General features: G+C 64.9%; 22 protein-coding genes and 1 riboswitch. Of the genes, 14 read left to right on the forward strand and 8 right to left on the reverse strand.

What is annotated here, in order from left to right; translation table 11 throughout:
- Positions 1-614: 614 nt before the first annotated feature.
- Positions 615-2360, reverse strand: coding sequence for a bifunctional metallophosphatase/5'-nucleotidase (locus KRR55_RS02570; RefSeq protein ID WP_217387459.1), 1746 nt, complete (start codon positions 2358-2360; stop codon positions 615-617).
- 185 nt (positions 2361-2545) lie between these two features.
- On the opposite strand from KRR55_RS02570, the gene KRR55_RS02575 reads away from it, so the two are divergent.
- Both KRR55_RS02575 and aztD read left to right on the forward strand, forming a co-directional pair.
- On the forward strand, positions 2546-2788 hold the full coding sequence (locus KRR55_RS02575; protein WP_254455754.1) for a toxin-antitoxin system YwqK family antitoxin: 243 nt from the start codon (positions 2546-2548) through the stop codon (positions 2786-2788).
- 176 nt (positions 2789-2964) lie between these two features.
- Positions 2965-4275 carry a zinc metallochaperone AztD gene (aztD, locus tag KRR55_RS02580; protein WP_217387460.1) on the forward strand — a complete coding sequence of 437 codons (1311 nt, stop codon included), beginning with the start codon at positions 2965-2967 and terminating at the stop codon, positions 4273-4275.
- A gap of 91 nt (positions 4276-4366) precedes the next feature.
- Here aztD and KRR55_RS02585 read toward each other — a convergent pair whose 3' ends face one another.
- Both KRR55_RS02585 and KRR55_RS02590 read right to left on the reverse strand, forming a co-directional pair.
- Positions 4367-4912 carry an OsmC family protein gene (locus tag KRR55_RS02585; RefSeq protein ID WP_217387461.1) on the reverse strand — a complete coding sequence of 182 codons (546 nt, stop codon included), beginning with the start codon at positions 4910-4912 and terminating at the stop codon, positions 4367-4369.
- A gap of 40 nt (positions 4913-4952) precedes the next feature.
- Positions 4953-5071, reverse strand: a riboswitch (SAM riboswitch).
- Positions 5072-5428: 357 nt separating this feature from the next.
- The gene (locus KRR55_RS02590; protein ID WP_217387462.1) at positions 5429-5932 is read right to left on the reverse strand and encodes a MarR family winged helix-turn-helix transcriptional regulator; all 504 of its coding nucleotides are present in this window, start codon (positions 5930-5932) and stop codon (positions 5429-5431) included.
- 276 nt (positions 5933-6208) lie between these two features.
- Here KRR55_RS02590 and KRR55_RS02595 point away from each other — a divergent pair, with 276 nt between their 5' ends.
- The 3 genes from KRR55_RS02595 (at position 6209) to KRR55_RS02605 (ending at position 8860) form a co-directional block, all read left to right on the forward strand.
- On the forward strand, positions 6209-6640 hold the full coding sequence (locus KRR55_RS02595; RefSeq protein ID WP_217387463.1) for a VOC family protein: 432 nt from the start codon (positions 6209-6211) through the stop codon (positions 6638-6640).
- 391 nt (positions 6641-7031) lie between these two features.
- Entirely contained in the window at positions 7032-8402 is a 1371-nt protein-coding gene (locus KRR55_RS02600) for an FAD-dependent oxidoreductase (protein WP_217387464.1), read from the forward strand.
- 65 nt (positions 8403-8467) lie between these two features.
- Entirely contained in the window at positions 8468-8860 is a 393-nt protein-coding gene (locus KRR55_RS02605) for a hypothetical protein (RefSeq protein ID WP_217387465.1), read from the forward strand.
- A gap of 337 nt (positions 8861-9197) precedes the next feature.
- Here the strand turns inward: KRR55_RS02605 and KRR55_RS02610 are convergent, their stop codons facing one another.
- From KRR55_RS02610 to KRR55_RS02620, 3 genes are read right to left on the reverse strand one after another with little or no spacing between them, the layout of a single operon-like run.
- Positions 9198-10097 carry a glycine betaine ABC transporter substrate-binding protein gene (locus KRR55_RS02610; RefSeq protein ID WP_217387466.1) on the reverse strand — a complete coding sequence of 300 codons (900 nt, stop codon included), beginning with the start codon at positions 10095-10097 and terminating at the stop codon, positions 9198-9200.
- A 54-nt stretch (positions 10098-10151) separates the two neighbouring features.
- Complete coding sequence (locus KRR55_RS02615) at positions 10152-11000, reverse strand: ABC transporter permease (RefSeq protein ID WP_217387467.1); 849 nt, start codon at positions 10998-11000, stop codon at positions 10152-10154.
- Entirely contained in the window at positions 11000-12316 is a 1317-nt protein-coding gene (locus KRR55_RS02620; RefSeq protein WP_217387468.1) for a quaternary amine ABC transporter ATP-binding protein, read from the reverse strand. Before KRR55_RS02620 ends, KRR55_RS02615 begins: the two co-directional genes overlap by 1 nt.
- 531 nt (positions 12317-12847) lie before the next feature.
- Between KRR55_RS02620 and KRR55_RS02625 the strand changes: the two genes are divergently transcribed.
- The gene (locus tag KRR55_RS02625) at positions 12848-13186 is read left to right on the forward strand and encodes a bifunctional 3-phenylpropionate/cinnamic acid dioxygenase ferredoxin subunit (RefSeq protein ID WP_217387469.1); all 339 of its coding nucleotides are present in this window, start codon (positions 12848-12850) and stop codon (positions 13184-13186) included.
- A 212-nt stretch (positions 13187-13398) separates the two neighbouring features.
- Here the strand turns inward: KRR55_RS02625 and KRR55_RS02630 are convergent, their stop codons facing one another.
- Positions 13399-15675, reverse strand: coding sequence for a LuxR C-terminal-related transcriptional regulator (locus KRR55_RS02630; protein WP_217387470.1), 2277 nt, complete (start codon positions 15673-15675; stop codon positions 13399-13401).
- Between the two features lie 292 nt (positions 15676-15967).
- Between KRR55_RS02630 and KRR55_RS02635 the strand changes: the two genes are divergently transcribed.
- Complete coding sequence (locus KRR55_RS02635) at positions 15968-16555, forward strand: flavin reductase family protein (protein ID WP_217387471.1); 588 nt, start codon at positions 15968-15970, stop codon at positions 16553-16555.
- A gap of 49 nt (positions 16556-16604) precedes the next feature.
- Positions 16605-18200, forward strand: a complete 1596-nt coding sequence (locus KRR55_RS02640) for a 4-hydroxyphenylacetate 3-hydroxylase family protein (RefSeq protein WP_217387472.1) — start codon at positions 16605-16607, stop codon at positions 18198-18200.
- Here KRR55_RS02640 and KRR55_RS02645 read toward each other — a convergent pair.
- The gene (locus tag KRR55_RS02645; protein WP_217387473.1) at positions 18197-18400 is read right to left on the reverse strand and encodes a hypothetical protein; all 204 of its coding nucleotides are present in this window, start codon (positions 18398-18400) and stop codon (positions 18197-18199) included. The two genes, KRR55_RS02640 and KRR55_RS02645, sit on opposite strands and share 4 nt — an antisense overlap.
- Here KRR55_RS02645 and KRR55_RS02650 point away from each other — a divergent pair.
- The 6 genes from KRR55_RS02650 to bioD all read left to right on the forward strand — a co-directional run bounded on the left by KRR55_RS02650 (position 18399) and on the right by bioD (position 25742).
- Positions 18399-19601, forward strand: coding sequence for an MBL fold metallo-hydrolase (locus KRR55_RS02650; protein WP_217387474.1), 1203 nt, complete (start codon positions 18399-18401; stop codon positions 19599-19601). The two genes, KRR55_RS02645 and KRR55_RS02650, sit on opposite strands and share 2 nt — an antisense overlap.
- Positions 19602-20023: 422 nt before the next feature.
- The gene (gene bioB, locus KRR55_RS02655; protein WP_217387475.1) at positions 20024-21268 is read left to right on the forward strand and encodes a biotin synthase BioB; all 1245 of its coding nucleotides are present in this window, start codon (positions 20024-20026) and stop codon (positions 21266-21268) included.
- Positions 21265-22614: an adenosylmethionine--8-amino-7-oxononanoate transaminase gene (bioA, locus tag KRR55_RS02660; protein WP_217387476.1), complete on the forward strand. Its 1350-nt coding sequence runs from the start codon at positions 21265-21267 to the stop codon at positions 22612-22614. The genes bioB and bioA overlap by 4 nt, the downstream gene beginning before the upstream one ends.
- A complete protein-coding gene (locus tag KRR55_RS02665) occupies positions 22604-23815 on the forward strand; it encodes an aminotransferase class I/II-fold pyridoxal phosphate-dependent enzyme (RefSeq protein ID WP_217387477.1) in 1212 nt (403 codons plus the stop codon). The genes bioA and KRR55_RS02665 overlap by 11 nt, the downstream gene beginning before the upstream one ends.
- The gene (locus KRR55_RS02670; RefSeq protein ID WP_217387478.1) at positions 23812-24981 is read left to right on the forward strand and encodes a cytochrome P450; all 1170 of its coding nucleotides are present in this window, start codon (positions 23812-23814) and stop codon (positions 24979-24981) included. The genes KRR55_RS02665 and KRR55_RS02670 overlap by 4 nt, the downstream gene beginning before the upstream one ends.
- Positions 24978-25742: a dethiobiotin synthase gene (bioD, locus tag KRR55_RS02675; RefSeq protein WP_217387479.1), complete on the forward strand. Its 765-nt coding sequence runs from the start codon at positions 24978-24980 to the stop codon at positions 25740-25742. Before KRR55_RS02670 ends, bioD begins: the two co-directional genes overlap by 4 nt.
- Positions 25743-25777 lie beyond the last annotated feature (35 nt).

Genomic DNA, 25777 nt, shown 5'->3' on the forward strand with positions numbered 1-25777 from the left:
AGGGGCCTTGATGCGAGCTGGCTCACATTCGCCGGGCGGCGCCCCGAACGTCCCTGGCACGGGGTCGACGCTGCGGCGCCCCCGCGTTCGGGTGCAGGGTGGACCCGACGCGGCGCTTCCAGGGGCGGCTCACCGTACCCCAGGTCGTTCCGTGCTCCGAATTCGCCGTCGTGAGCCGTAGGGAATTGAATGTGTGACCTTACCCTTGCGTGTCCCAAGACACAGCGTTTCTGATGCACGGATTGCTTCCCGGTTGATGAGCTGGCTGGATCAAGACCCTGCCGCGGTCGTTGGTCCGGGGTCTGGTGGACCCCCGGGCGTCGGATCTGGCCCCGGCTTGAAGGCCCCGGTTCCCAGAACAACACAGCTTATTATGACGTGAAAATGTCACAAAGAATGAATCCTGGCCCGCGGGGAAGCTGCATCGTCTGGCCGCGGCAACGATACCCCGCGATCGGACCCGGACGACCCGGGGACAGGGAAAGCGGGTTCGGTCCTCTCTCGTGGCTCGTTGTTCCAGGGGCTCGCATGACGTGCGGATTGCGGATGCTTGATCGCAAGCTGCGACAGCGAACTTCCGCCTTGGGGGCGGAAGATCGCTGTCGCCGTGCCGACTACTGCGCTATTTGGGCCCGGCCCAAGGGGGCCGGATCCACCAACGGGTGGGCCTGGAAATAGCCGATGCAGGCCACCAGGTCGATTTGGCCGGAATCCGCCATGTTGCTTCCCTGGGCAAAAGTGGAGAAGTTGTCTCCGCCCGCGGCCAGGAACGAGTTGGTGACGATGCGGAAAACCTGGTCGTTGGCGACCGGCTCTCCCTGGTAGGTCATCGACAGGATGTGCTGGCCCCGGGCGGCGTTGGGGTCATAGGCGTAGCCGAAGCCGTCGGAAATCCCCAAGTGCAGCTTGGGCCGGCTGGACCCTTCGGGCTGCCACTGTTCCTCGAGCACCGCCTTGATCTGCGCGCCGGTGAGGTCCATCGTGAACAGCGTGTTGCCGAAGGGCTGGACCGACGCGGCGTCCTTGTAAGTGACCGTTCCGTCGGCCCCATAAATGAGGTCGGCGCGCAGCCCGCCGGGATTCATGAAGGCGATCTGGGCGGGAATGCCGCCGAAAGAGTCGTTGGAAGTGGCCCACAGGTGCATGTCGGCCACCAGGTTGCCCAACGAGGATTCGACGCCCCGGTCCGAGCCAGCGGTTCCGCCGCGCGTGATGCTCGCGCTGATCGCCCCGATCTTCTGGGCGCCGATGACCTCCGCCTGGGCGGTCGCGGCCGCGACGATCTCGGCGACCTTTGGCACCGCCTCGAAGCGCGGGATGACCTGTCCGTTCTCGGCGATGGTGGTCAGCGAGACCAGTCCCGCGTCGAGTCCCACGACCTGTTTTTGCTGCTTCGACACCGTGATCTGCAGGTTGTCCAGGGTGGTGCCGTATTGGTGCGCCTGCAGCACGGGGCGCTGCAGCCCCTTGGCCCAGCCGTCCACCGGGTAGGAACAGGAGTAGCCCCCGTGGGTGTGGCCGGAGAGGATGGCGTCGATTTCCGGCGACGCGCCGCGAACCAGCTCCCCGTAGGAGGTTTCCTCGGAGCCGATGGCGGCGCAATCGGTACTCGCCGACCCCTCGTGGGTCAACAGCACCAGCACATCGGCCTCGCCGTTGGAGCGCTTTCCGTCGCTCAATTGCGCGGCCACCCGGTTGGCGGCCTCCAGCTGGTTGCCGAAGTCGAGTCCGGCGACGCCCGCGGGGGTCACGAGGGTGCCCGTCTGGTCGGTGACGGTGCCAATGATGCCCACGGTGACACCGTTGAGGGTCCGCAGCGCGTATTCCTTCAGGGCCGGCTTCTTGGTCCCTTTTTCATAGACGTTGGCGCCCAGCGCGTAGTCGGCGCCCGCGGCGGAATCCCCGGCGCCGTAGCGCGGGATCACGCGTTCAACCAGGTCGGTGAAGCCCTGGTCGAATTCGTGGTTTCCCACCGCGGAGACGTCCAGGCCGGCGGCGACCAGCGCGTCGATGGTGGGGTTGTCCTGCTGTGAGAACGAGGTAAACGTGGAGGCGCCGATGTTGTCCCCGGCCGAGACGAAGAGCGTGTTGCGGTTCCTGCTCTTGTAGTCCTTGACGGCACCTGCCAGCACCGCGGCCCCGGCCTCGGCACTGTTGGCCTCGATGCGGCCGTGGAAGTCGTTGATGCCCACCAGCCCAATGGTCGTGGTGGGCGTGTTCTCCTCCTTGTTGGCCTGGCCCTGCGAATTCGGGTCGGCGGGCCGGGCCTGCGCGGGGGCGGCGACGGCAGCGGATGCAAGGAGCGTGAATGCTGCGGCGGCGGCCAATGCATGGCGCCGCAAGGGATGTTTCTCGGACACGTTGGTTCTTCTCCCTCATGAAAGGTGACGAGTTGATGTGGTCCCATCCCTGTGAACCGGTGGGGACACATGCGGCTGATCCTACCCAGCGCCACGGCAGAGTCCAAGGGTTGTTGGGGCACCGGCATCCCGCGGGCGCAAGCGGGGCAGCCTGGCCCGCGGCATGCCTGTGGCACCATGGGTCCATGGCCAGTCGCGATGCAGAAAAGGCCTCCGGCCTGGAACCCTTCGAGAAGCTCCACAATGACGGCAGCTTGTGGGCGCGCGGGTTCACCCTGGGCGGGGAGATCCACGGGGACTGGGAATGGTTCAGGATCGACGGCACGATCATGCGCTCCGGTCGCCTGGACCGCGGGCGGCAGGTGGGAACCTGGACCACCTATGACAAATCCGGGATCCCGTACAAGGACACCGACTACGGCGAGTAAATGTTGGCGGGCGGCCGTTCCGCGGGCCCCGATCTTGCGGATGCCGTTGCCGGGCACCTGCTCCACTGCGACACCAACCATCCAATCTAGATGAGAAATGTTCTCAATAGCAAGGCTAGCGTTACGCGCCTTGGTCATTGTTGTGAATGATTCTCATTTAATTTACGGTGATTCCCATGTCACACGAAAAATCACTCACCAAGCGCCATGGCCAAGCCGACGCCACCCGCCGGTTGCGCATGGGCGCCGGAGCCCTGGCGCTCATGGCCGCCGGAGCCCTGCTGGCGGGCTGCGCCGCCAGCGCGCCAGGCCAGGCCGCACCGATCTCGGGAGCTCAGGCGGCGAGCCCGAGCGCGAAGATCGCCGAGGCCGGATCCGCCACTCCGCGGCTCGTGCTCACCTATGACGGGGGACTGCTGGTGGCGGACGCGCGTGACGGCGCAGTCCTCTCGAACCACAAGCTTGCGGGCTTCAACCGCGTCAACCCAGCGGGCGATGGCCGCCGGGTGCTCGTCTCCACCGCCGGGGGATTCCAGGTCCTGGACTCCGGTGTCTGGTCCGAAAAGCATGGTGAACATGCCCATCACTACACCTCAGATCCCTCGCTGACCGAGCTGGTGTTCCCGGCCGCCAAGCCCGGGCACGCAGTGGTCCACGCCGGGCACACCGCCCTCTTCGACGACGCCACCGGCAAAATCAACATCTTCGAATCCACCCAGCTGGACAACAGGGCCCTGCCCCGCACCGAGGACGTGGCACTGCCCGAAGCGCACCACGGGGTGGCCGTGCGGCTCGCGGACGGGACCCTGCTGGTCACCGACGGCAATGCCGAGGCCGTCAACGCGGTGAAGCTGCTCTCCGCGCCGGATGCCGAGCACCGGCGAACCACCGTGGCCGAATCCCGGCAGTGCCCCGGCGTCCACGGCGAGGCGGTCGCCAAGGACGAGGCCATGGTGGTCGGCTGCGAGGACGGCATCCTGGTCATCAAGGACAAGAAGATCGCCAAGCTCGAGGCGCCTGATGCTTACGGACGGATCGGAAACCAGGCAGGATCCGAGGTCTCGTCCGTGGTGCTCGGGGACTATAAGAAGGACAAGGACGCCGAGCTCGAACGCCCGCAAACCTTTTCGTTGACGGATACCGCGACCAACACCCTCAAGCTCATCGACATCAACTACAGCTATTCGTTCCGCTCCCTGGCCCGCAGTGCCGGAGGGGACGCGCTGCTGCTGGGAACCGACGGCAAGCTGCATGTCTACGACGTGAAGAACGGGAAGGAAAAGAAGGCCATTGCCGTGGTCGGCGCATGGGAAGAACTGATCGATTGGCAGCAGCCGCGCCCGACTGTGCACGTCTCCGGGGGTACCGCCTATGTCACCGAACCGGCCACCAAGGAGTTGCACTTCGTGGACCTGAAGACCGGCAAGGTCTCACGGAGCGTGACCCTGCCGGAAGTTCCCAACGAGATCACCTCGATCAAGGGATAGCGGGAACCCGCGCCCCAAGGGAAACAAAAAAATCGTGGGTCGGTGCCGTTCCCCTCGAACGGCACCGACCCACGATCGGTTCATGGTGGCGCTAGCCGGCGGTAACCAGCTCGACGCTGACAGGGGTCGGGTTGCTGAAGATGTCCAGCACCGGGCAGCGTGCATCGACGGTTGCCTGCAGCTCCTCGTAGCGCTCGCGCGTCTCCGGGCCATCGATCTTGACCGTCAGGCGCACCTCGCCGAAGCCCGGGCGGATGGTTTCCTCGATGCCGAAGAGACCGCGGACATCCAGGTCGGCCTCCGCGCTGATTTCCAGTGAGTCGATCTTGAGACCCAGCTGGTGTGCGTACAGGCGGTAGACCACGACCTGGCAGGAAATGAGGGCGCCGAGGGCAAATTCCACCGGGCTGGCCGCCACGTCGTCCCCGGCCAGTGCCTCCGGCTCGTCGACGATGAAGCGGTGCTTTCCCGCGGTGATTTCGCTGGACACCGAACCGGTGGACACTCCGCTGGCCTTGAAGGTCAGCGCCGCGCTGGCCGTGTTGGCGGCAATGCGCTCGCCCCAGGCGGTGCCTGCCGCGGTGAGCTTTTCTGCGCGAATCTCATCAAGGGTGCTGTCGATCAGGGTTTCGGACATGGAAGTTCGATCCTTTCGTGGTTGGCGCATGCCTTGCACAACGCCATACTTACGCCGATCCGGTTGGGTGGCGTCGAATCTTCACCTGGCGCACCCCGCTATGACGAAGAGGGTTGCGGTCCAATCGACCAGGGCCGTGAATGATTGGAGCTCGTGATTCTGTCTACGAGTGTTGCCGATTCCGTGGCGCCCGCGCAAAGCGCAGCCTTAACAAATCTTCACGATGAAACGCTCTTTCGTCGAACAAGTGCCCGTTCTTTTGCCGATTCGGGCCAATGCGGCGAATGGATCAAGGCGTTGGAGGCAGCATGGCGAAGAAACCACGCCGCGTGCCGGGGCCGATTTCACTGCCGGGAAACGCCATGGGAGCCCGTGCTATCCGGCAATCGGCCGGGTTCGGAACGGGCGGTCGTCCCGGGGGCGAACAGGCGACATGGATGCGCCCAGACTCGCCGACGCCGTCGGCCCCGACCCTTCCAGGTGGAGGGCCGGGGCCGGGGAACGGTTTCGCGCCAGTCAGCTTTCGCGTGCCGGGGCGTCGTTGGCGTTGAGCTTGGAGAGCAGGTCGGCGAAGCGCTTGATTTCCTCGGGGTCCCAGGAAACGAGCCGGTTCCTCAGCAATTGGCGCGACGCCGCGCTGGAGGCAAGATAGCCCGCACGCGCGGGTTCGGTGATGCTGACCAGCATGGCCCTGCCGTCGCGCGGATCCGGAACGCGGGTGACCAGGTCCTTGGCCTCGAGCCATTTGATCATCCGGCTCATGGTCGCCTTGTCCACCTGGAGTTCCTCGGCAAGGATGATCTGCTGCTGGGCGTGCTCGCGCGCCAGGATGGAGAGCACCTTGTAGCCCAGCGGCTGAAGTTCAGGATGGATCGCGGCGGCGCGCTTGCGGATGGCCTGGCGCGCCTTGACGACCATGATTGAAAACTCTTTTTCCACGTCCTCGATCAATGGATCAAGGGTTTCGTGATCAGTTGCCGATCCCGGGTCGGGTCGGGATTCGGAGAACGGTGAAGTCATGGGAATCATTTTAGTGGCGATCCGCCGATTCGAATCCTTCGCGACGGCGCGTTTGCCATTTCCGCGCGCCGGCGTTTTGCCTGCGTGGCGCCGCGCCGGCCCGGGCCTGTCCGCGGTGTTGACCTCGGCTGTTGCCCACGAACCCGATGCGGCAGTTCCCGCCGGGTTGGACGCCCAGCGAATTCACGGCAAACTATCGGTCCGAAGGCTTCACGGATCCGGTTGCGGCGGGCACAATTGCTAATTGTTGAACACCGCCAAACGATGGAGAACACCATGGGCACGATTCTCAACCCCTACATCAGCTTCCGCGATACGGCGCGTCCCGCGCTCGAGTTCTACCAGTCGGTATTTGGCGGTGAACTGGATTTGCGCCCCTTCGCGGACTACGACTTCGCCAAGACCGGCAATCCGGAGGATGACAACAAGATCATGCACGGTCACCTGCGTGCACCCAACGGCCTGAACCTGATGGCGGCCGACACCCCTGCCTCCATGGAGTGGAAGGGCGGCACCGCCATCTCCGTCACGCTCAGCGGCGACGACAAGGACGAAATGACCGCGTATTGGAAGAAGCTCAGCGAGGGTGCCACGATCGGCGAGGAGCTGGCCGAGGCCCCGTGGGGAGACTCGTTCGGCATGCTCACGGACAAGTTCGGGGTTGACTGGATGGTCAACATTGCCGGGCCCGGGAACGCGGGGCAGTAAACGCCCGTTCCGCAGGCGAGGGGGCCAACGTCACCAAGCCAGCATGAAAAATGCGTGGGTTAGACCCTGGGCGGTCCAACCCACGCATTTTTGCGTCAATGGCGTGAGGGCGACAGCCAGCGAGCACGGGTGCGTCCTGGCTGCGGCCGCTTCGCCTGGACCACGCCCACCCTGCCTTTGTCAGGATCCGGTTTCCTTGGCCCTTCGACGGCGCTGCCCATATGTTTCCATGTCGTAGTCGTTGCCGAAGGCTGCACGAAATGGGTGTTCAATCCGGTCAAGGATGTGCGGCCTTCGGCCCGTTCGGCGCGGGCTTCCTTGACCTCCAATCCGCAGCGAACCAGACTCAACCGTAGTCAACACCGTATTTCCAGGAACAGAGGATGCCCCGATGGAACACGAACTCGATCTCATAGTCATCGGCTGGGGCAAGGGCGGAAAGACGCTTGCCGGAACCATGGCCCGTGCCGGGCAGCGGGTGGCAATCATCGAGGCATCGCCTGATATGTATGGCGGCACCTGCATCAACATCGGCTGTGTTCCCACCAAGGCGCTGATCCATGACGCGGACATCCGCCCCGGTAACGGATTCGACCCCGACTACTTCGATGCGGCGGTGCTGCGCCGGGACAAGCTGACCGCCGCGATGCGTGCCAAGAACTTTTCCATGCTGGACGGGCTGGATTCGGTCATCACCATCACGGGCAGGGCCAGCTTCATCTCGCCGCGCCGCATCAGGGTCGAGGCCGGGGAAGAAACCCTCGAACTTGAGGCCAAGCGGATCATCATCAACACCGGCGCCGTGCCCACGATCCCGGACCTTGACGGCGCGCGCATCGGCGGGCGCATCCACGACTCCACCACGCTGCAACACGCGCCGCTGCCCAAGACCCTGGTGGTGGTCGGCGGCGGATACGTCGGGACCGAGTTCGCCTCCATGTTCGCGCACTTCGGCTCGAAGGTCACCGTGCTGGACCGCGGGGCACGGGCACTGAAGAAGGAGGACGAAGACGTTGCCGCCGAGGTCCTCGAGGCGCTGAACGACGTGGGGGTGGAGGTGCGGGTGGGAGCCAGCGTGAAGCGCATCGGCCAAGACACCGACTCCGCCCTGGTGCACTACGATCAAGACGGCCAAGTGCGATCAATCGAGGCCGACGCGGTGCTCATTGCACTCGGGCGAACCCCGGCCACCGGCGGGCTGAACCTGGAATCCGCAGGCATCGAGCTCACCGCATCGGGGGCCATCAAGGTCGATGGACGCATGGCCACGACGGCCGAGGGCGTATACGCGCTGGGGGATGTGAACGGCGGGCCCCAATTCACCTACGTGTCCCTTGACGACAACCGCGTCGTCGCCGATGCAATCCTGGGAACCGGCAAGCGCACCACGGCCGACCGCGTTGCGGTTCCCCACACGATCTTCACCACCCCGCCATTGGCCCGCGTCGGGCTCAGCGAGGACCAAGCTCGGGCGCAGGGCCTGGAGATCAAGGTCGCCGTCAAGAAGGTAGCCGAGATTGCCGCGATGCCCCGACCCAAGATCGTGGGAGATGCACGCGGCATCGTCAAAATCGTGGTCGATGCCGACTCCGACCGGATCCTCGGCGCGGCCCTGATGCACGTGGATTCCCAGGAAGTCATCAACCTTGTCGCGCTGGCCATGCGCCAGGGAGTCACTTCATCCACGCTGCGCGATTCGATCTTCACCCACCCCTCGTCGACGGAGGCGTTGAACGAGGTGCCCGGTTCGTTCGCCCGCTGATTCCTCCTCGGTCACGCGGGGACCCGGATGCGGTGACTGAAAGCCGCAGACCATAAGATAAAAGCGTGCAAGACCTGCTGACCAGCCTGGGCCCCGCACTCGACCTCATAGGGTGGGTGGCGCTCATTGCCGCGGCCGGATTCTATGCCTTTGCCGTGGCCGAACGTCGCCGGGATGCGGAATGGAAGACCGCCGATTATGAGATCGCCGTGCTCGAGGGGCAGGAATGCCTGGTTTTCCACACCGCGGACGGCACCATCCGCAGCGAGCTTCTGGTGCTCGAACACCCCCGCGCTCCCGAGGGCAAGGCGCTGGTGTACTACCGGGAAGACAAGTCCGGATCCTGGCAACTGGAAAAGCCGCGCTCAAACGTGCGCTTCCTGTATTGGACGGCGGCGGCCCTGGCGGCCGTCTTTGCACTCAGCAAGGTCCTGGGCATTATTGCCCACTGGGACTAGCCAGCCCGGGAATTCACGCCAAAGCGCGATGATCCGGGAACCGGATTCCTCATTGGCCGCCATCCACAGGTCGATTCCCACCACCGGCGCATGGAGGTTCCGTTGCGCGCAGGAATACGCCGGCGAACCGACAAAGGGGTTTTGGATTCCGGGATGTCGACGTCTCGGCTGACCCGCAGGAGCTTCCCGTCGAGGCCCGCCGTGCGCCGGTGCATCTTTACGGCACGCGCGTGGTCCGCGCCGGCCCAAGACCACAAAAGCGGCCCGTTTCTTCGGGGACACCGCAGGAGATGCCGGTGACCCCGGAAGAACCGGGCCGCTTGATGATGGTGTGCGACTACTTCGCGGCGGTCAAGGAATCGACCCATTCCTGGTTTTCGGAGATCCACTGGTCCACGATCGGGGCGTAGTCCTGGGTGTCGGCACCGTTGAACATCGCGTTTTCAAGGGAGAAGAGCTTCTCGTCATCGATCTTGAAGTCCTTCATCCAACCGGTGAGGGTCGGGAAGTCTTCCTTGAAGGTCAGGCTGCCGTAGGTGCTGATGTGCTCGGCGGTGCCCAGCGTGCCCTTGGGATCCTTGAGATCCTTGATCGGGAACGCATCATAGGCCCAGTGCGGACGCCACAGTGTCACCAGGACGTCGTCGCCGGCATCCGTGGCCTTCTTCAACTCGGTCAGCATGGCGGGGGTGGAGGAGGTCACGTAGTCCATCTTCTCCAGACCGTACTGCGGGATCACTCGCTCCTTCGTGGCCTTGGTCAGCCCGGCTCCCGGGTCGATGCCCACGATTCGATTGCCGAACATGTCGGCCTTGCCGGCGAGCTCATCCAGGGACTCGATGTCCGCGTCCTTGTTCACGGCCACGGTGAGCTTGGCGTCCTCGTACCAGGTGCCCAGCTCCTGGATCTTGTCACCATACTTTTCGGCCTGGGTCGCGTGGGTTTCCGGAAGCCAGACGTCCATGGCCATGTCGAAGTCGCCGGTGGAAATGCCGGAGAAGACCGGGGCCACGTCGGCGCTGGTCAGCGTGACGTCGTAGCCCTTCTTGGCCAGGATGCGCTCCCACAGGTGGGACACGGCAAGGCCTTCGTCCCATCCGGCGAAGACACCGATGGTGACGTCCTTCTTGTCACCGTTTTCCGGGCCGGCGGCCGCGCCGCTGCCGGAACCGCACGCGGTCAGCGCCAGGGTCGAGGCCGCGGCCACTGCTATCAAAGATGCGAGTTTCTTCCTCATGATTCGTGCCTTTCTCGACGGCCCCGGTGTTGCGGGGCCGCTAATGGGGGGTGATTACGCTGCAACGTGTTGCTTGGACCTGCTCAGCGAAGCGGTGACGCGATCAAGGAAGATCGCGAGGATGACGACGGAGAGACCCGATTCCACACCCAATGGGGTGTTGAGGCCGGTCAACGCCGCGTAGACGGCGCCGCCGAGCCCTCCGGCGCCGACCATTCCGGCAATGACAACCATGGATAGCGAGAGCATGATGATCTGGTTGATGCCGGCCATGATGGTGGGCATGGCCAGGGGGATCTGGATCTGGCGCAGGATGCGCATCGGTGAGGCACCGAAGGCCTGGCCTGCCTCGACGACTTCGCTGTCCACGGAGCGGATGCCCAGTTCGGTGAAGCGGGCACCCGGTGCCAGGGCAAAGATGATGGTCGCCACGATGCCCGGGACCGGTCCAATGCCCAGCAAAAGCAGCACCGGGATCAGGTACACGAATGCGGGCATGGTCTGCAGGAAGTCCATGACGGGTTTCACGACGCCCGAGACAGCGCCGGACTTTGCCGCAGCGATGCCCAGCGGGACGCTGATGATCACCGCGACCACGGAGGCCACGAGCACCAAGGCCAGGGAGTGCATGGCGTTTTCCCATTGGTTCATGCCGTAGATCAGCAGGAACCCGACGATGCTGCCCAGTGCCAGCTTCCAGCCCTTGAGCCAGAACGCCAAAGCCGCGAGCACGACGATGACTGCCCAGAACGGCGGTGCCGTCAGGACCCAGTCGAGTCCTTCGTAAAACTGTGCGAAAAAGGCCTTGACGCCGTCGAAGAAAACTCCAAGGTTGTCAATGACCCAGTCAAGGGCGCTTTCGGCCCATTTGCCGACGGGAATCCTGAATAAGTCGTTGGCCATTAGAGAGTGCCTCCCGCTTCACCGGATGGCTCCTGGGTGAAAATTTCTGGTCGTTGGCTGCCATCGTCGCTTCCGGCGGTTTGGCCCGGGACGACGATCTGGATCGCGTCGGTCGAAGAGGGAACATTGCCCAGCGCGGCCAGCAGCGTCGCACGCGCGACCGCGCCGACCAGCCTGCCCTTCTCATCGACGACCGGCAAGGGCGTGTTGCTTTCCACGGAACGGCCGAACAAGTCGTTGAGCGCGGTTTCGGTGGAAACCGCGTCGTCCGCCCGTGTCAGGATCTCGGTCAGGTCGGACCCTGCGCCGTCGACCAGGGCCATGACCTCGCGGTCGGTGACGATGCCGCGGAAGTTGCGGTGCCTGTCGATGACGAAGGCCCCGGAGGTTTGCTGCTGGCGCATCGTCAGCAGGGCGGCTCGCGCGCCTCCGCTGATGCTGACCACCGCACGAGGGTTCTCCATGACGCTGCCTGCGGTCAGCACGCGGGTGCGGTCCACGTCGCGTACGAATGATGCCACGTACTCGGTGGCCGGATTCGTGAGGATTTCATCCGGGGTCCCGATCTGAACGATTTCGCCGTCACGCATCACCGCAATGCGGTCCCCGAGGAACATGGCCTCGTTGAGGTCGTGGGTGATGAAGATGATCGTCTTGCCCAGATCCGCTTGCAGGGAGGCGAGCTGTTCCTGCATATCGCGGCGGATCAACGGGTCAAGTGCAGAGAAGGCCTCGTCCATGAGCAAGATGTCTGTTTCCGAGCACAATGCCCGGGCCAGCCCGACTCGCTGCTGCATGCCGCCGGAGAGCTGCCCGGGGTACTTGTCACCCCATCCGGTCAACCCGACGGTTTCGAGCATTTTTGTGGCCTGCTCGGTGCGCTTCTTCTTGCCTACGCCCTGGATCTCCAGGGCGTAGGCGGCGTTTTCCAGCACGGTGCGGTGCGGCAGCAGGGCAAAGTGCTGGAAGACCATCGAAACACTCTTCTGCCGTACCTGGCGCAGGCGCTTGCCGGAGATCTTGCTGATGTCGGTGTCCCCGACATGAACCGATCCGCTGGTCATGGGCAGCAACCCGTTGAGCATGCGGATCAATGTCGACTTGCCGGAACCCGACAAGCCCATGACAACGAAGATCTCGCCCGGCTTGACCTCAAACGAGGCATCAATGACGGCGGCGGTGCCCATGGGGGCGACATCCTTGCGGGATTTCCCGTCCTTGAGGGCCCTCACGGCTTCCTGCGGTTTGCGCCCAAATACCTTGAAGGCATTGGTGACACGCAGGGCCGGCGAAGGCGGTCCTGTTATTGAATTCATGCGTCATTCCATCCACGTGCTGCGCGGGATATCCGGCAACACGATTTGTGCATTCTTGTTTCACTTTGCCGTTGCATTCGGCTGGTGAGCCTCGTGCAAACGGATGAGACTTAGGCCATCCACGCTAACAGCCCGGCGACGAAAGGCAACAATTCCTCGGTGATTACCGGTTGATCCTGGACGCTTTCTCGGTGCGTTTGGCCCGTGATTTAGCCTCAGAATCGGAGTTGCGACATCGTTATATTGGTGACCGGACAAAAATCAATTTTGGATCGTTTTGCGCCGGATGCTCCAGCCATCATCGATCGATGAATCCTGTGTTTTGTAAATATTATTTGGATGCTATTCGGTGATATTTACAGAATTAATCACGTCGGTCCAGGGTGTGGAACGGGGGGAGTGTCTGGACCTTGGAATGTTCACCGGTTGGGTCGGAAGCGGAAAGCACGCGATGATGGGATTACACGATTCTTTTACTTCCACCTCCGACGCCAAAGGTGCGGCGGCGGTGAAACCCCAGGAGGCACACTCATGAGCGAGGCCATCAACATCGGTTCCGTCGACAGCATCGACGAAGGAGAAGCCATCGTCATTCCGTCCGAGGACAACGGGACCAAGGAAGACATAGCCGTGTTCCATGCCGAGGACGGCAACTTCTACGCCATCAACGACGAATGCACGCATGAGACCGCCTCACTGGCCGACGGCTGGATCGAAGGCACCGAGGTGGAGTGCCCGGTCCACGCGGCCAAGTTCTGCCTCAAGTCCGGGGAGGCCCTCTGCCTGCCGGCCACCGTGGGAGCCCGGACCCACAAAATCGAGGTCAAGGACGGGGAGCTGTTGCTCTACCCCGAAACCCCTGCAGTCTGACTGATGCTGCAACCCCGCTGATCGAGCGGTGCACCAGAGGATCACGCGACATTCGTTCCCTGAGAACGGCCGTTGGATCTAGGTGATGCCGCTGCTGTTCGACGTCGAGACCGGTCTGACATCCGAAGTGACGCCGAGGTCGGGTTTGATTCGCCCGTGGGTGGACCGTCGCGCCACATGGGAGCCAATGCCTGATGCTGAAGCCTTGTCTTCTAGTCCGACCGGCCCATTGCAGTTGCCCACGACGCGATTTGGGAGCGGGTTCTAAAACTAAGCTTGGCCAGGATGCGCTCGACGTGGCCGTCCACCGTGCGCGGGGAAATTACCAACTGCTGGGCGATGAGCCGGTTGGTCAATCCTTGGGCAACAAGACCGGCGACTTGCATCTCTTTCTTGGTTAGCGGGTTATTCCCGGAGGAGTGCTTCGCTGGGCTAGTGGTCACGCCCAGGGCACAGTCGATTGCTTGGGTCTTGGACATCCTGTGTTCGTCCTTGGTTTTCGAGACATAGCGACGGCCAAGGGCCTCGCGCATGCGACGGTTGCTAGTCAACGAAGCTTTGTGCATGTGCGGACCAAAGGCCGCGACCGTGATGCCCAATTCGGACCAGACCGAGGCTACGGCATGTGCCAGTTCTGCGGCCCGATCGTAGTCGCCCATCGACACTGTGATCCAGTGCAACGTCTCAAGGCTTAGCGCCACGCATACGCCGTCTTGGAAAGTGTATTGCTGAATGCGTAGCGCCTCGGTGACGGCGGTGACGGCCGAGGCATACTCGCCAAGCTGCCAGTAGCTGATCCCGCGGATCCAGTATGCATATGCCCGGTTCCATAGCTCACCGTGGGAGGTGGCGATTTCGATGACCTGGCGGCACGTTTCCAGCGCCGCCTCGAGACGGTTGTCCAACGCCTGGGCCATGCCAAGCTGGAAGAGAGCTGTCAGCTTGGCCGCTGTATCACCATGGGCGTCATGTGCCTTGCTGACCTTCCGGTACAGCTCGATGGCTCCAACCAAATCGCCGCTGAACATTCGATGCAGGGCAAGCCAATGTTCGGCATGTGCCTCTAGCGCGGGATCCTCAAGTTTCTGGGCGCTTGTGAGGCACCGGCGGGCGTAGTCTGCTCCGGTGTCGTGATCTCCCTGGATGAGGCTGACCCAGGCGGCGACCCACATGGCCGAGGCATAGCTGAGTGGATCGGCTTCCGAGGGCTTCGACAAGACCCTGTCGAGCAGCGCACGGCCTTCGGTGATGAAATTCCCGGAGACCCATTGGTAGCGCAGCAGAGAAGCCAGCCGGGCAGCAGTTGCGTGCTCGCCTGGAGCTTCCAGAGCCCAATCCATGGCCGAGGTCAGATTTGCCCTGTCGCCTCGTGCAGCTTGAAGGAATCGGCTTTGGTGCGGACTGCACCAGTTTCGAACCATGGTGTCGCATCGTTCCACATAGTGGTGCAAGTGTCTGGTGCGCAAGGTCTTCACCTCGTCCGGATTGGCCAGCAGCTCCTGGCCGTATTCGCGGATGGTCACGAGCTGGTGGTAGCGCAGCACTTCGCCGTCGCGGCGAACCGAGAGAATTGACTTTGCGACGAGGGAATCCAGGAGGTCGACAATGTCGTCCGATGGCAGTTCGCCAAACCCGCAGACCGCTTCTGCCGCCTCCATGTCGAAGCTGCCGGGGAACACCGACAGCCTCCGCCAAAGCATCTGCTCGGAATCGGAGCATAACTCGTAGCTCCAGTCGATGAGGGCCCGCAGCGTCTGCTGCCGAGGCAGGGCTGAGCGGTCACCACGGTTAAGCAACTGGAAACGTCGATCCAGGCGATCGAGCAGCTGGGTTGCCGACAAGGAGCGCAGGCGGGTGGTGGCTAGCTCGATGGCCAGGGGCATGCCATCCAATTGGGTGCACAACTGCGCCACGACCGGGGCGTTGTCCACGTCCAGGGCAAAGCCCGGCACCACATTGCGCGCCCGGGCCACAAACAACGCGACGGCCTCGAAACTTTCCAGCTGCTCGACCCGCACGGGATCATCGATTGGAGGGGTCGACATCGGGGGAATGGCATAAAGGGTTTCTCCCGTAATGCCCACCGGTTCGCGGCTGGTGGCTAGAATGCGCACGTCGGGAGCCTGGCCAAGTATCCTGTGCACCAGCACGCTGACCTCGTCGAGCAGGTGCTCGCAGTTGTCCAGAACCAGCAACAGCTCCTTGTCCTGCAGGAAATCGGCCAGTCGGTCAAGGGCAGGGCGCTGCGACTGGTCCGAGACTTCCAACGCCGCTGCCACGACCGCGGCGACAGACGCTGTCTTGGTCAGTGGTGCCAACTCGACGATCCTGACCCCGTCGCGGTAGGCCCGGCGCGCCTGCTGGGTAATCTCCCCCGCCATCCGGGTCTTGCCCACGCCTCCCGCGCCCGTCAGTGTGACCAGTCGGGAAGTGGACATCAAGGCCTTGGCCTCCGCCATTTCGTGCCGCCGACCGATGAAGGAAGTCATTGAAAGTCGGCCCGCGGTGAATTGATGATCGATTGGTTGCCTAGTCATCGGTTGTTTTTCTCCAGTCTGCTGCCGCGGACTTCTGCCGTGCGCGGTGGGTCCTGGGGCGGTGCCGTGCACGCCCGAAACCCTATAGTTCGGATCCAAGTCTCTCACCCGGGGCTGGACGTTTTATGGCGCAGGCCACAAAGCAGGTAGCTGAGGGGGTGGTTCTACGCATGTGGCCGGGAGAAGTTCGGTCCAAGCTGGTGTGCATCCACCAAACCGAGACCACGGAACCAGGGAGCGAACCATGAGCCAGCAACCAGCCCCGACCGGCCAGCTGCCGGATATCGATCCGCGCCAGCTGCGTAATGCCTTCGGCAAGTTTGCCACCGGTGTCACCGTGGTCACCTGCCGCACCCCGGACGGCGTGCCGCACGGAGCCACGGTCAACGCATTCACTGCGGTGTCCCTGGATCCGCCGCTGGCCCAGGTCACCCTGATCCGCGGCAACAAGATCTCCGGGCTCCTCGAGGACTCCCCGTTCGCCATCAACATCATGTCCTCCGGACAAATGGATACCTGCCTGAACTTCGCCGGCAAGCCGATGAAAGGCGAGGTGGCGTGGCGCCCGGATGCCGAGGGCATCCCGGTGCTTCAAGGCAACAGCGCAACTCTGGAATGTGAGCCCTGGGCCATCTATGACGGCGGAGACCACCTTATCGTCGTCGGCAGGGTCATCGCACTGCACAGCAATGACGAACTGGACCCCCTGTGCTTCTTCGCGGGCAAATTCCGGGAGATCGGCGACCACGTGGGAGGTGCTCCCTGGGCCTCGTGCGGTGACAGCATGGCCACCGGATGGTTCGAGGGCAGCACCGACTTCAACGCCTTCTGAAAATTTCGTCCCACCACCATTTCAACCCCCAGCAAAGGAGCTGAACACCATGACACAAGCACCAGAAGCCGAAAAGAACCTTGCGGACATGTCCGAACGGACCACGCCTGCCAATCCCAAGCTGCCGATGACCGGCGACGAATACATCGAATCGCTGCGCGACGGCCGCGAGGTCTACATACATGGCGAGCGCGTCGAGGACGTGACCACCCACCCTGCATTCCGCAACTCGGTTCGGATGGCCGCACGCCTGTACGACGGTTTCCACGACCCGGCCACCTCAGGCAAGCTGCTTTCCCCGACCGACACCGGTTCCGGCGGCATGACCCACCCGTTCTTCAAGGTCCCCAAATCCGTTGAGGACCTGAAAGAATCCCGCACCGCCATCGAGACCTGGGCCCGGATGAGCTACGGCTGGCTGGGCCGCTCACCGGACTACAAGGCTGCATTCCTGGGAACCCTCGGATCCATGCCGGAGTTCTACTCGCCATACCAGGAGAACGCGTTGCGCTGGTACAAGGAATCGCAGGAGAAGGTCCTGTACTGGAACCACGCGATCATCAACCCGCCTGTGGACCGCCATCTGCCGCCGGACGAAGTGTCGGACGTTTTCATGAAGGTGGAAAAGGAGACCGACAACGGAGTGATCGTCTCGGGCGCCAAGGTCGTGGCCACCGGTTCGGCGATCACCAACTTCAACTTCATCTCCCACTACGGATTGCCGATCAAGAAGAAGGAATACGCGCTGATCTGCACCGTGCCGATGGACGCCCCGGGAGTGAAGCTGATTTCCCGCACCTCCTACGCGCAGAACGCCGCGGTGACCGGTACCCCGTTTGACTACCCGCTTTCCTCACGCATGGACGAGAACGACGCGGTGTTCGTCTTCGACAAGGTGCTGGTGCCGTGGGAGAACATCTTCGCCTATGGGGACCCCGACCAGATCAACGGTTTCATGCCACAGACCGGCTTTATCCAGCGCTTCACCTTCCAGGGCTGCATCCGCCTGGCCGTGAAGCTGGACTTCATTGCCGGGCTGCTGCTCAAGGCCCTGGAAATCACCGGCACCCAGGACTTCCGCGGCGTGCAGGCCCGGGCCGGCGAGGTCATCGGCTGGCGCAATCTGTTCTGGGGCCTAGTGGACGGGATGATGCTCAACCCGGACAAGGGACCGAACGGCTCGGTGCTGCCGAAGATGGAATATGGCCTGGCCTACCGCATGTTCATGGCCCAGGGCTACTCGCGCATCAAGGAGATCATCGAGCAGGACGTGGCCTCGGGCCTCATCTATCTACCCAGCGGCGCCTTGGATTTCCAGAACATGGAAATCCGCCCGTACCTGGACAAGTACGTGCGAGGTTCGAACGGCGTGCAGGCCGTGGACCGCGTCAAATTGATGAAGCTGCTGTGGGACGCGATCGGCTCCGAGTTCGGCGGCCGTCATGAGTTGTACGAACGCAACTATTCGGGCAACCACGAGAACGTGCGCGTCGAAATGTTGATGCACGCCAAGCAGACCGGCACCGCAGGCATGATGAACGGCATGGTCGAACAGTGCATGGGCGAGTACAACCTGGACGGCTGGACCGTGCCGGACCTTTTCAACAGCGACGATGTCAACGCATATATGAAGCGCGGACGCTAGCAGGGGCAGCCGATCGGCACCACCACGTGGTCGACCGGCTCGGGGAATGAAGATCTCCGGGCGGGATGGAAATCATCCAGATATTCATCCCGCCCGGAGATCTGTGGTTGCAACCATTGGAATGCGCAAGCATTCCATGACCCAGCCGCGTGATGTGAAACCTTTTCACAGGCGGCGACATCGATTGGAAGGATCGCCATGTGCGAGATTATGGGCCGGGCTGCTGCTGCGGGAGTTGCCCGACGGACGATGCTGGCAAGTTTTGGTCTCGGGGCCGCCGCCTTGGGAGTGGGCGCGTTTTCAGGCAAGGCGCAGGCCGCCGGGCCTCGCCCCGATCAGGTCCGAGATTTTGGGCCGGCACCACTGGGAAACCACCGGACACGACTGGTGTTGCTGGGGACCTCCGGCGGACCTCCGTACTGGCCGGGCGGTACGCGCGAGGGGATTTCCTCAGCACTCGTCGTGGGCGACAGATACTACTTGATCGATGCCGGCCACGGGGTCATGGGCCAACTAAGAAAGGCAAGGCTCGGTCCCAATTTCGAGTCCGATATGGACGGCCCCTTGGATGTGCTGGCCGGGATCTTCCTGACCCACCTACACTCCGATCACGTGGTGGACCTGAACAACATCCTCAGCGAGGGAATTTTCAACGGACTGCAGCATGTGCAAGGGAAGGTGCCGATCTGGGGGCCCGGCAACCGCGGCGAGTTGCCCGAGCTCTTTGGTGATGGGAAAGCGCCGAAGCCGGTTAGTCCCAAAAACCCCACCCCGGGCACGAAGGAAATGACCGACCTGCTAGTTCAGGCCTTCGCCACGGACTTCAACGACCGCCTCTTTGACAACCGCAAACCGCGCCCGGAGGAACTTTGGGAGGCTTTCGATGTTCCAGTGCCCAAGAAGTACATGAAGAATCCGAACACCGATCCGTGCCCGGTCATGGAGCCATTCGTGTTCTTCGAGGACGACCGGGTCAAGGTCTCGGCCATTCTCGTCAACCACGCGCCGGTGTTCCCAGCCCTGGCCTACCGGTTCGACACCGAAGACGGTTCCGTGGTCTTCTCCGGCGACACGGGACTGACACCGAACATCATTACCCTGGCCAAGGGTGCAGACGTGCTGGTGCACGAGGTCATCGACAAGTCCTGGCCTGAATCCCTCTTCCCGCAGCCACGAACCGACGCGCAGGAAGGCCTGTACCAGCACTTGATCCGATCCCACACCCTGATCGAGGACGTGGGAAGGGTCGCCCAGGAGGCAGGAGTGGGGACCTTGGTGCTTTCGCACATGGTTCCCGGCAATCGTCCGGACGAAGTCTGGGTGCCCTGCGGCGACGGCTTTGACGGGCGGCTGGTCATCGGACATGATCTGGACGTCATTGGCGTGGGTCAGCCGGGGTAGTCGGCAATCGGTGTGGGAGCGGGGCGGAATCGAGGGCCGATTCCGCCCCGCTTCGATGTGTCCGGCCGAATGCACTGTGCAAAGCGGCCTCACGGTGGCCGGGCGCGGAATCGGCTCACAGTTTCGATGGGCCCGCGGCGCGAAAGGTTGAGGCGGAGTGGCGGGCGAATTAGGCGTATGCCGGTCGGCCCGCCACGCAGCCGGGAGTGAAGAGGCAGTTCCGAAGGAACACGGCCTGCATCAGTCTTTTCTCCCCGCATCGGGCGCACCCGAGCCGGGCGTTTATGGCCCATGCCTTCAGGCAGCGCGTTGAACGGTGTTCAAGATTGGGTGTACGGTGAATCCAGAATCTATTGAACGGTGTTCAGTTTCTCGTTGTGAGGCGCCTGGCACCGCTCCACCTCGGAAGGCCATCGATACCCATGACCACGATCAACACCGTTCCTACAGTTGCGACTTCTCCGGGCAGGCACGTTTCACCCGCCGGGATCCCGGATGCCGCAAACCTTGCGGCGCGCATCGATTCCGGCCACCGTCTCACCGCCGCCGAGGCCCTCGCGGTTCTCGGCACCGAGGATGAGGCGACCCTGGCGCTGGTCGCCGCGGCCGGAACGCTGCGCCGCAAGCACTTCGGCAACACGGTCAAGGTCAACTACCTGGTGAACCTCAAGTCGGGGCTCTGCCCCGAGGACTGCACCTACTGCTCCCAGCGGCTGGGATCCAAGGCAGAGATCCTCAAGTACACGTGGCTGAAACCGGAGGAAGCCGTGCGCCAGGCGGGGCTGGGAGTCGCCGGTGGTGCGTCGCGCGTGTGCATGGTCGCATCTGGCAAGGGTCCCACGGACCGGGACGTGGACCGGGTGGCCACGATGGTCGAGCAGCTCAAGGACGAGCATCCGCACGTCGAGGTCTGCGCCTGCCTGGGCATCCTCAAGGACGGGCAGGCGGACCGGCTCAAGGCCGCCGGAGCCGATGCCTACAACCACAACCTGAACACCGCCGAGTCGCTCTACCCGGAGATTTGCTCGACCCACACCTTCGCCGAGCGCGTTGACACCGTCGGGAAGGCCAAGGGTGCCGGGCTCTCACCGTGCTCCGGACTCATCGTGGGCATGGGGGAAACCCCCGAACAGCTCGTCGAGGCTGTTTTCGCCCTGCGCGACCTGGCCGCCGACTCGATCCCCGTGAATTTCCTGATGCCCTTCGACGGGACCCCGCTGGCCGGAACCTGGCATCTGACCCCGATGGCATGCCTGCGCATCCTCGCGCTGGTCCGCCTGGCCTGCCCAGCCACCGAGCTGCGCATGGCCGGCGGCCGGGAAATGCACCTGCGCTCCCTGCAGTCCACGGCGCTCGCCGTGGCCAATTCCCTGTTCCTTGGCGACTACCTCACCAGTGAGGGCCAGGACGCGCGGCGGGACCTGGAGATGATTTCGGATGCCGGGTACGTGGTGCTGGGCCAAGAGGACATCGACCCCGCGGAATTGGCGGCACGGCTGCGGCACCGGGCCGACGAGGCCCCGGCGCAGCCCGGGGCCACGGGGTGCGGCAGTGCGTGCGGCAGTGCCTGCGGCAGCGCCACCCAGGGCTGCGGGCCGGCCGGCGGGCAGGGCGAACCGGTGCTGCGCCGCCGCGGCGCCGGCACCCCGGAAAGCCCCAACGCATGAGTTCCGCACCCCTCGGCCTGCTCGCCCGGGACTCGGGCCTGCTCTGGCACCCCTACGCGACGCTGGATGCCGGGGCGCACTATGCGGTGGAAGCGGCCCAGGGTGTCCGGCTATCGCTGAGGAATGAAGCGGGCACCCACGGGGTCATCGACGGAATGTCCTCCTGGTGGTCAATGGTGCACGGGTACCGCCACCCGGTGCTGGATGCCGCAGCGCACGAGCAGATCGACACGTTTAGCCACGTGATGTTCGGCGGGCTGACTCACTCGCCGGCGGTGGAATTGGCCGAACGCCTGGTGGCCATGGCCCCCGGGGACCTGCAACACGTGTTCCTGGCCGACTCCGGTTCCATCTCCGTGGAGGTGGCGCTCAAGCTCGCACTGCAATACCAGCACGCCCGCGGGCACGGCACGCGGCAGCGCTTCCTGGCCCTGCGCGGCGGCTACCACGGGGACACCTTTGCGGCGATGGGCGTGTGCGATCCGGTGGACGGCATGCACGCGGCCTTCGCCCCGCCGGGCCGCGAACAGGTTTTCCTGCCGCGCCCGCCGGCGGCCCGGCTCACCGCGAAGGGGCAGTGGGAGTCCGACGCCACGGAGCTGGCCGCGTGGGAAGCAGCGGCCAGAAACATCGCCGCCGCCCACGCCCCGGAGCTTGCGGGCATCATCTGCGAACCCGTCCTGCAGGGTGCAGGAGGCATGTACGTCTACGCGCCGCGCGCGCTGGCGATCCTCCGCGAGATCGCGGATGAACACGGGCTGTTGCTGATAGTTGACGAGATCGCCACCGGATTCGGGCGCACCGGCGCGCTCTTTGCCACCGAATGGGCACAGGTCGAACCCGACGTGATGTGCGTGGGCAAGGCGTTGACCGGCGGCTACCTCTCCCTGGCGGCCATGCTGTGCACCGCCGAGGTGGCCGAAGTGCTGGGCGATGCAGGCGAGGCCTTGCTGCACGGGCCCACCTTCATGGGCAACCCGCTGGCCTGCGCCGTGGCCAATGCATCGCTGGAGCTGCTCACCGGTGGTGGTGACCCGCGCTCGGCCTCCGCACCCTGGCGCGTCCAGGTTTCGGCGCTGGAATCCGGGCTGCGCGAAGCCCTGGCGCCGGCGCGTGCCCTGTCGTGCGTGAGGGAGATCCGCGTTCTCGGAGGCGTCGGCGTCATCCAGCTTTCCGAACCCGTGCGCGTGGCCGAGCTGACCCAGGCCGCGGTGCGCCGCGGGGCCTGGGTGCGGCCCTTCCGCGACCTGGTCTACGTCATGCCGCCCTATATTGCCACGGCCGGGGACCTGTCGGTCCTGGGCGCTGCCCTGGTCGCGGCGGTGGGTGAAGTCCATGGAGACTAGCCAGAGGCTCGCCGCCCCAACGCCGGGCGCGGCTGCGGCGGCACCGTGGGAACGGTGGCTGGGGGATCGGGCCCGGGTGCGCGCCGCCCGCGGACTGCACCGCGTGGAGAGCTCCCGCGAGAAGCTCATGGACCTGGCCTCCAACGACTACCTGGGGCTCAGCGGCCACCCGGAGGTGCGGGCGGCGGCCGCTGACGCCGCGCACCGGTACGGGGCAGGGGCCGCTGCCAGCCGCGTGGCAACCGGCACCCTTGAGGTGCATCGCGAGCTCGAAGCCGCGCTGTGCCGCTACACCGGTCGAAGCGCTGCCCTGGTTTATTCCAGCGGATACACCGCGAACCTGGGTCTGCTGCAGGCGCTTGGCGGACCGGGCAGCCTCTTCATCCTCGACGCCCACGCGCACGCCAGCCTGATCGACGGCGCCCGCCTCTCCGGGGCCAAGGTTGCCACCGCCGCGCACAACGACCTCGCGGATCTCCAGCGGCTGCTGGAGGAAAACCGGGATTCGGCCACCCCGGCCCCGCGCGCGGCGGTGGTCCTCGAATCGGTCTATTCGGTGCTTGGCGATGCCGCCGATCTGGCCGCCGCAGCCGAACTTTGCGCCCGCCACCGGGCATTGCTGGTCATCGACGAGGCCCACTCGCTGGCTGCGACGGCACAAGGCTCGGCGCTGCGTGCCGCGGGGCTGGCGGACTGCTCCCACGTGGTGGCCACCGCCACGCTCTCCAAGGCCCTGGGTGCCCAGGGCGGCGCGGTGCTGCTGGGCGGCGGGCAGGCGGGCGCGCTGCGCGAGCACCTGGTCAACACCTCGCGGACCTTCCTCTTTGACACCGCGCTTGCCCCTGCCGCCGCGGGAGCCGCCCTGGCCGCGCTGGGACTGGCCGACGCCGAGCGCCTGGCCAGGCTGGGGCGCAACGCGACGCTGGTCCACGACACCCTGGCCGCCGAACCGCGGCTGCTCCCGCGCATCGAGCAAGGGGCAGGCGCGGTGCATTCGGTCATGATGCCGGACGCGGCCTCGGCAGTCCGGGCGGCCGCATCCCTGCGCGCCCGCGGCATTGCCGTTGCATGTTTCCGGCCGCCGAGCGTGCCCGACGGGGTGTCGCGGTTGCGGATCACCGCGCACGCCGACCACGACCCCGCTGACTTGCTTGCCGCCCTGCACGCCATTGCCCGGATCATCCTGGAGGAAGAATCTTGAGTTGTCCCTTTGGCGCCACGCGCGCACCGCTCGCCGAGCTGGCGCCGCTGTCCGGGCCGCTGCCCGAGGCCTATCCCGAAGCGGTCAACCGCCGCTACCGCAACATCGAGGATCCCGGCTTGGTGCGCGCGATCCTGCTGCGCCCCGAGGACTTCACCCCGGCCAACGCCCTGGACACCGCCGTCGACCTGGAACCTGCCGCCCTGCGCATCCTGGCCGCCGGGCGGTTCTCCCTTCCTCCGGTGCTTGCAAGCGCCAGTGGATCCGAGCACCTGGCGGTGCGCCGGGTGGTGGCCAGGTTCTTCAGCCCCGCGAAGGTGGCAGCGCAGGCCGGGCCCATCCGGGCGCGGGTGGAAGGGATCTGCGCGGAGCTTGCGGAGCAATACCGCAGCGGAGAGCACATCGATCTGGCACACCATCTGGCTGCGGTGATCCCGCCTGAGGTCATGCAGCGGCTCACCGGGGTCCCGATTCCGCCGGCCGCGGAGCTCAAGCGCTGGAGCCAGGACTCGCTGGAACTCTTCTGGGGCTGGCCCGACGCACAGCGCCAGGTGGAACTTGCTGCAAGCGCCGCGCAATTCCATGCCTGGCTCGATGGCAGCGTGGCCGAGGCCGTGGCCCGCGACGATTCGAACCTCTATGCCGCGTTGCACCACTCCGGGGTGGACTCGGCGAGGATCCGCTCGCTGGGTTACTTCCTGATGATTGCCGGGCAGGAAACCACCGCCATGCTCATCGCCACCGCGCTGCGCACCGCCCTGCGCGAAGGCAGCTGGGAGAAGTGCGCCGACGGTGAATCCACGGCGGAGCTGGTGCGCCAGGTGCTGGCGCAGGCCTCCTCGGTGCCGACCTGGCGCCGAGAGGTCGCCGCGGACATCGAGCTGGACGGGGAACACTTTGCCAAGGGGGAGCAATTGGTGCTCAAGCTCTCCGGCGGGGTCCTGGGGGAGGAGGAGGACGACTCGCTGGCCTTCGGCTTCGGGATCCACCGCTGCCTGGGCGCGGGGTTGGCGCGGATGGAAACCGAGGTGGTCCTTGCCGCTGCGGCCCGCACCCTGCCGGGCCTCGAGCCGGCCGGCGAGGAACCTGACTGGATGCACCTCTTGTCATTCCAGGCACCCCGGACGGTGTGGGCCTCCCTGGCCATGGCGGGGGAAGCGGCATGATCCTGGTGGTCACCGGGACCGACACGGACGTCGGCAAGACCGTTGTCACCGGCGCCCTGGCCGCCTGCGCCCTGGGGACGGGCGCGCGGGTTGCCGTGTACAAGCCGACCCAAACCGGCGTGGAACCCGGGCAGGGCGGGGACGTGCACTCGATCGGCGACTGGCTCGGGAATCCGCCGGCACTGACCCTGGAAGAAGGCGCCCGGCTGGCCGATCCCATGGCGCCGGTGGACGCTGCCCTGCACGCCGGCGGGATCGCCGCGGCCGAGGCACTGCCCACCCTGGCGGACCACGTGCTGCGCGTGCGGGAACTTGCACTGGAGCACGGGGTTGTCATCGTCGAGGGCGCCGGCGGCCTGCTGGTGTCCCTGACGCTTGCCGGGGAAACCATCGCCGACATGGCCCGCGTGCTCGATGGCCGGTTGGTGGTGGTCACCCGTCCGGACCTGGGCACGCTGAACCACACGGCGCTGACCCTGGAAGCCGCCGTCTCCCGCGGCTTTGCCGACGGCGTCTTGGCGCTCGGCAGCTTCCCGGCCGAGCCCACCGCCCTGAATGAACGGAACCGGGGCAACCTGCGCGAACTGGCGGAGCGGAACAGGTGGACCTGGGCACCCGGCCCGCCGGCGGCAGCCGTCGCGGCGGACGTAGAAACAACCCGGCGGATCCTGCACGCGGCGGGCCGGAAGCTGGCCCCGGTGTTCGAAGCTCCGCAGCAGGCTCTTGCCCATGCTGCATCCAGCCCGGGCACACCGGGCTAGGTTCGGCACGCAGGGCGGGGCGGGGCCGGGTGAGA

The organism is Paeniglutamicibacter quisquiliarum (genome assembly GCF_019084045.1).
Taxonomy (GTDB): Bacteria; Actinomycetota; Actinomycetes; order Actinomycetales; family Micrococcaceae; genus Paeniglutamicibacter; species Paeniglutamicibacter quisquiliarum.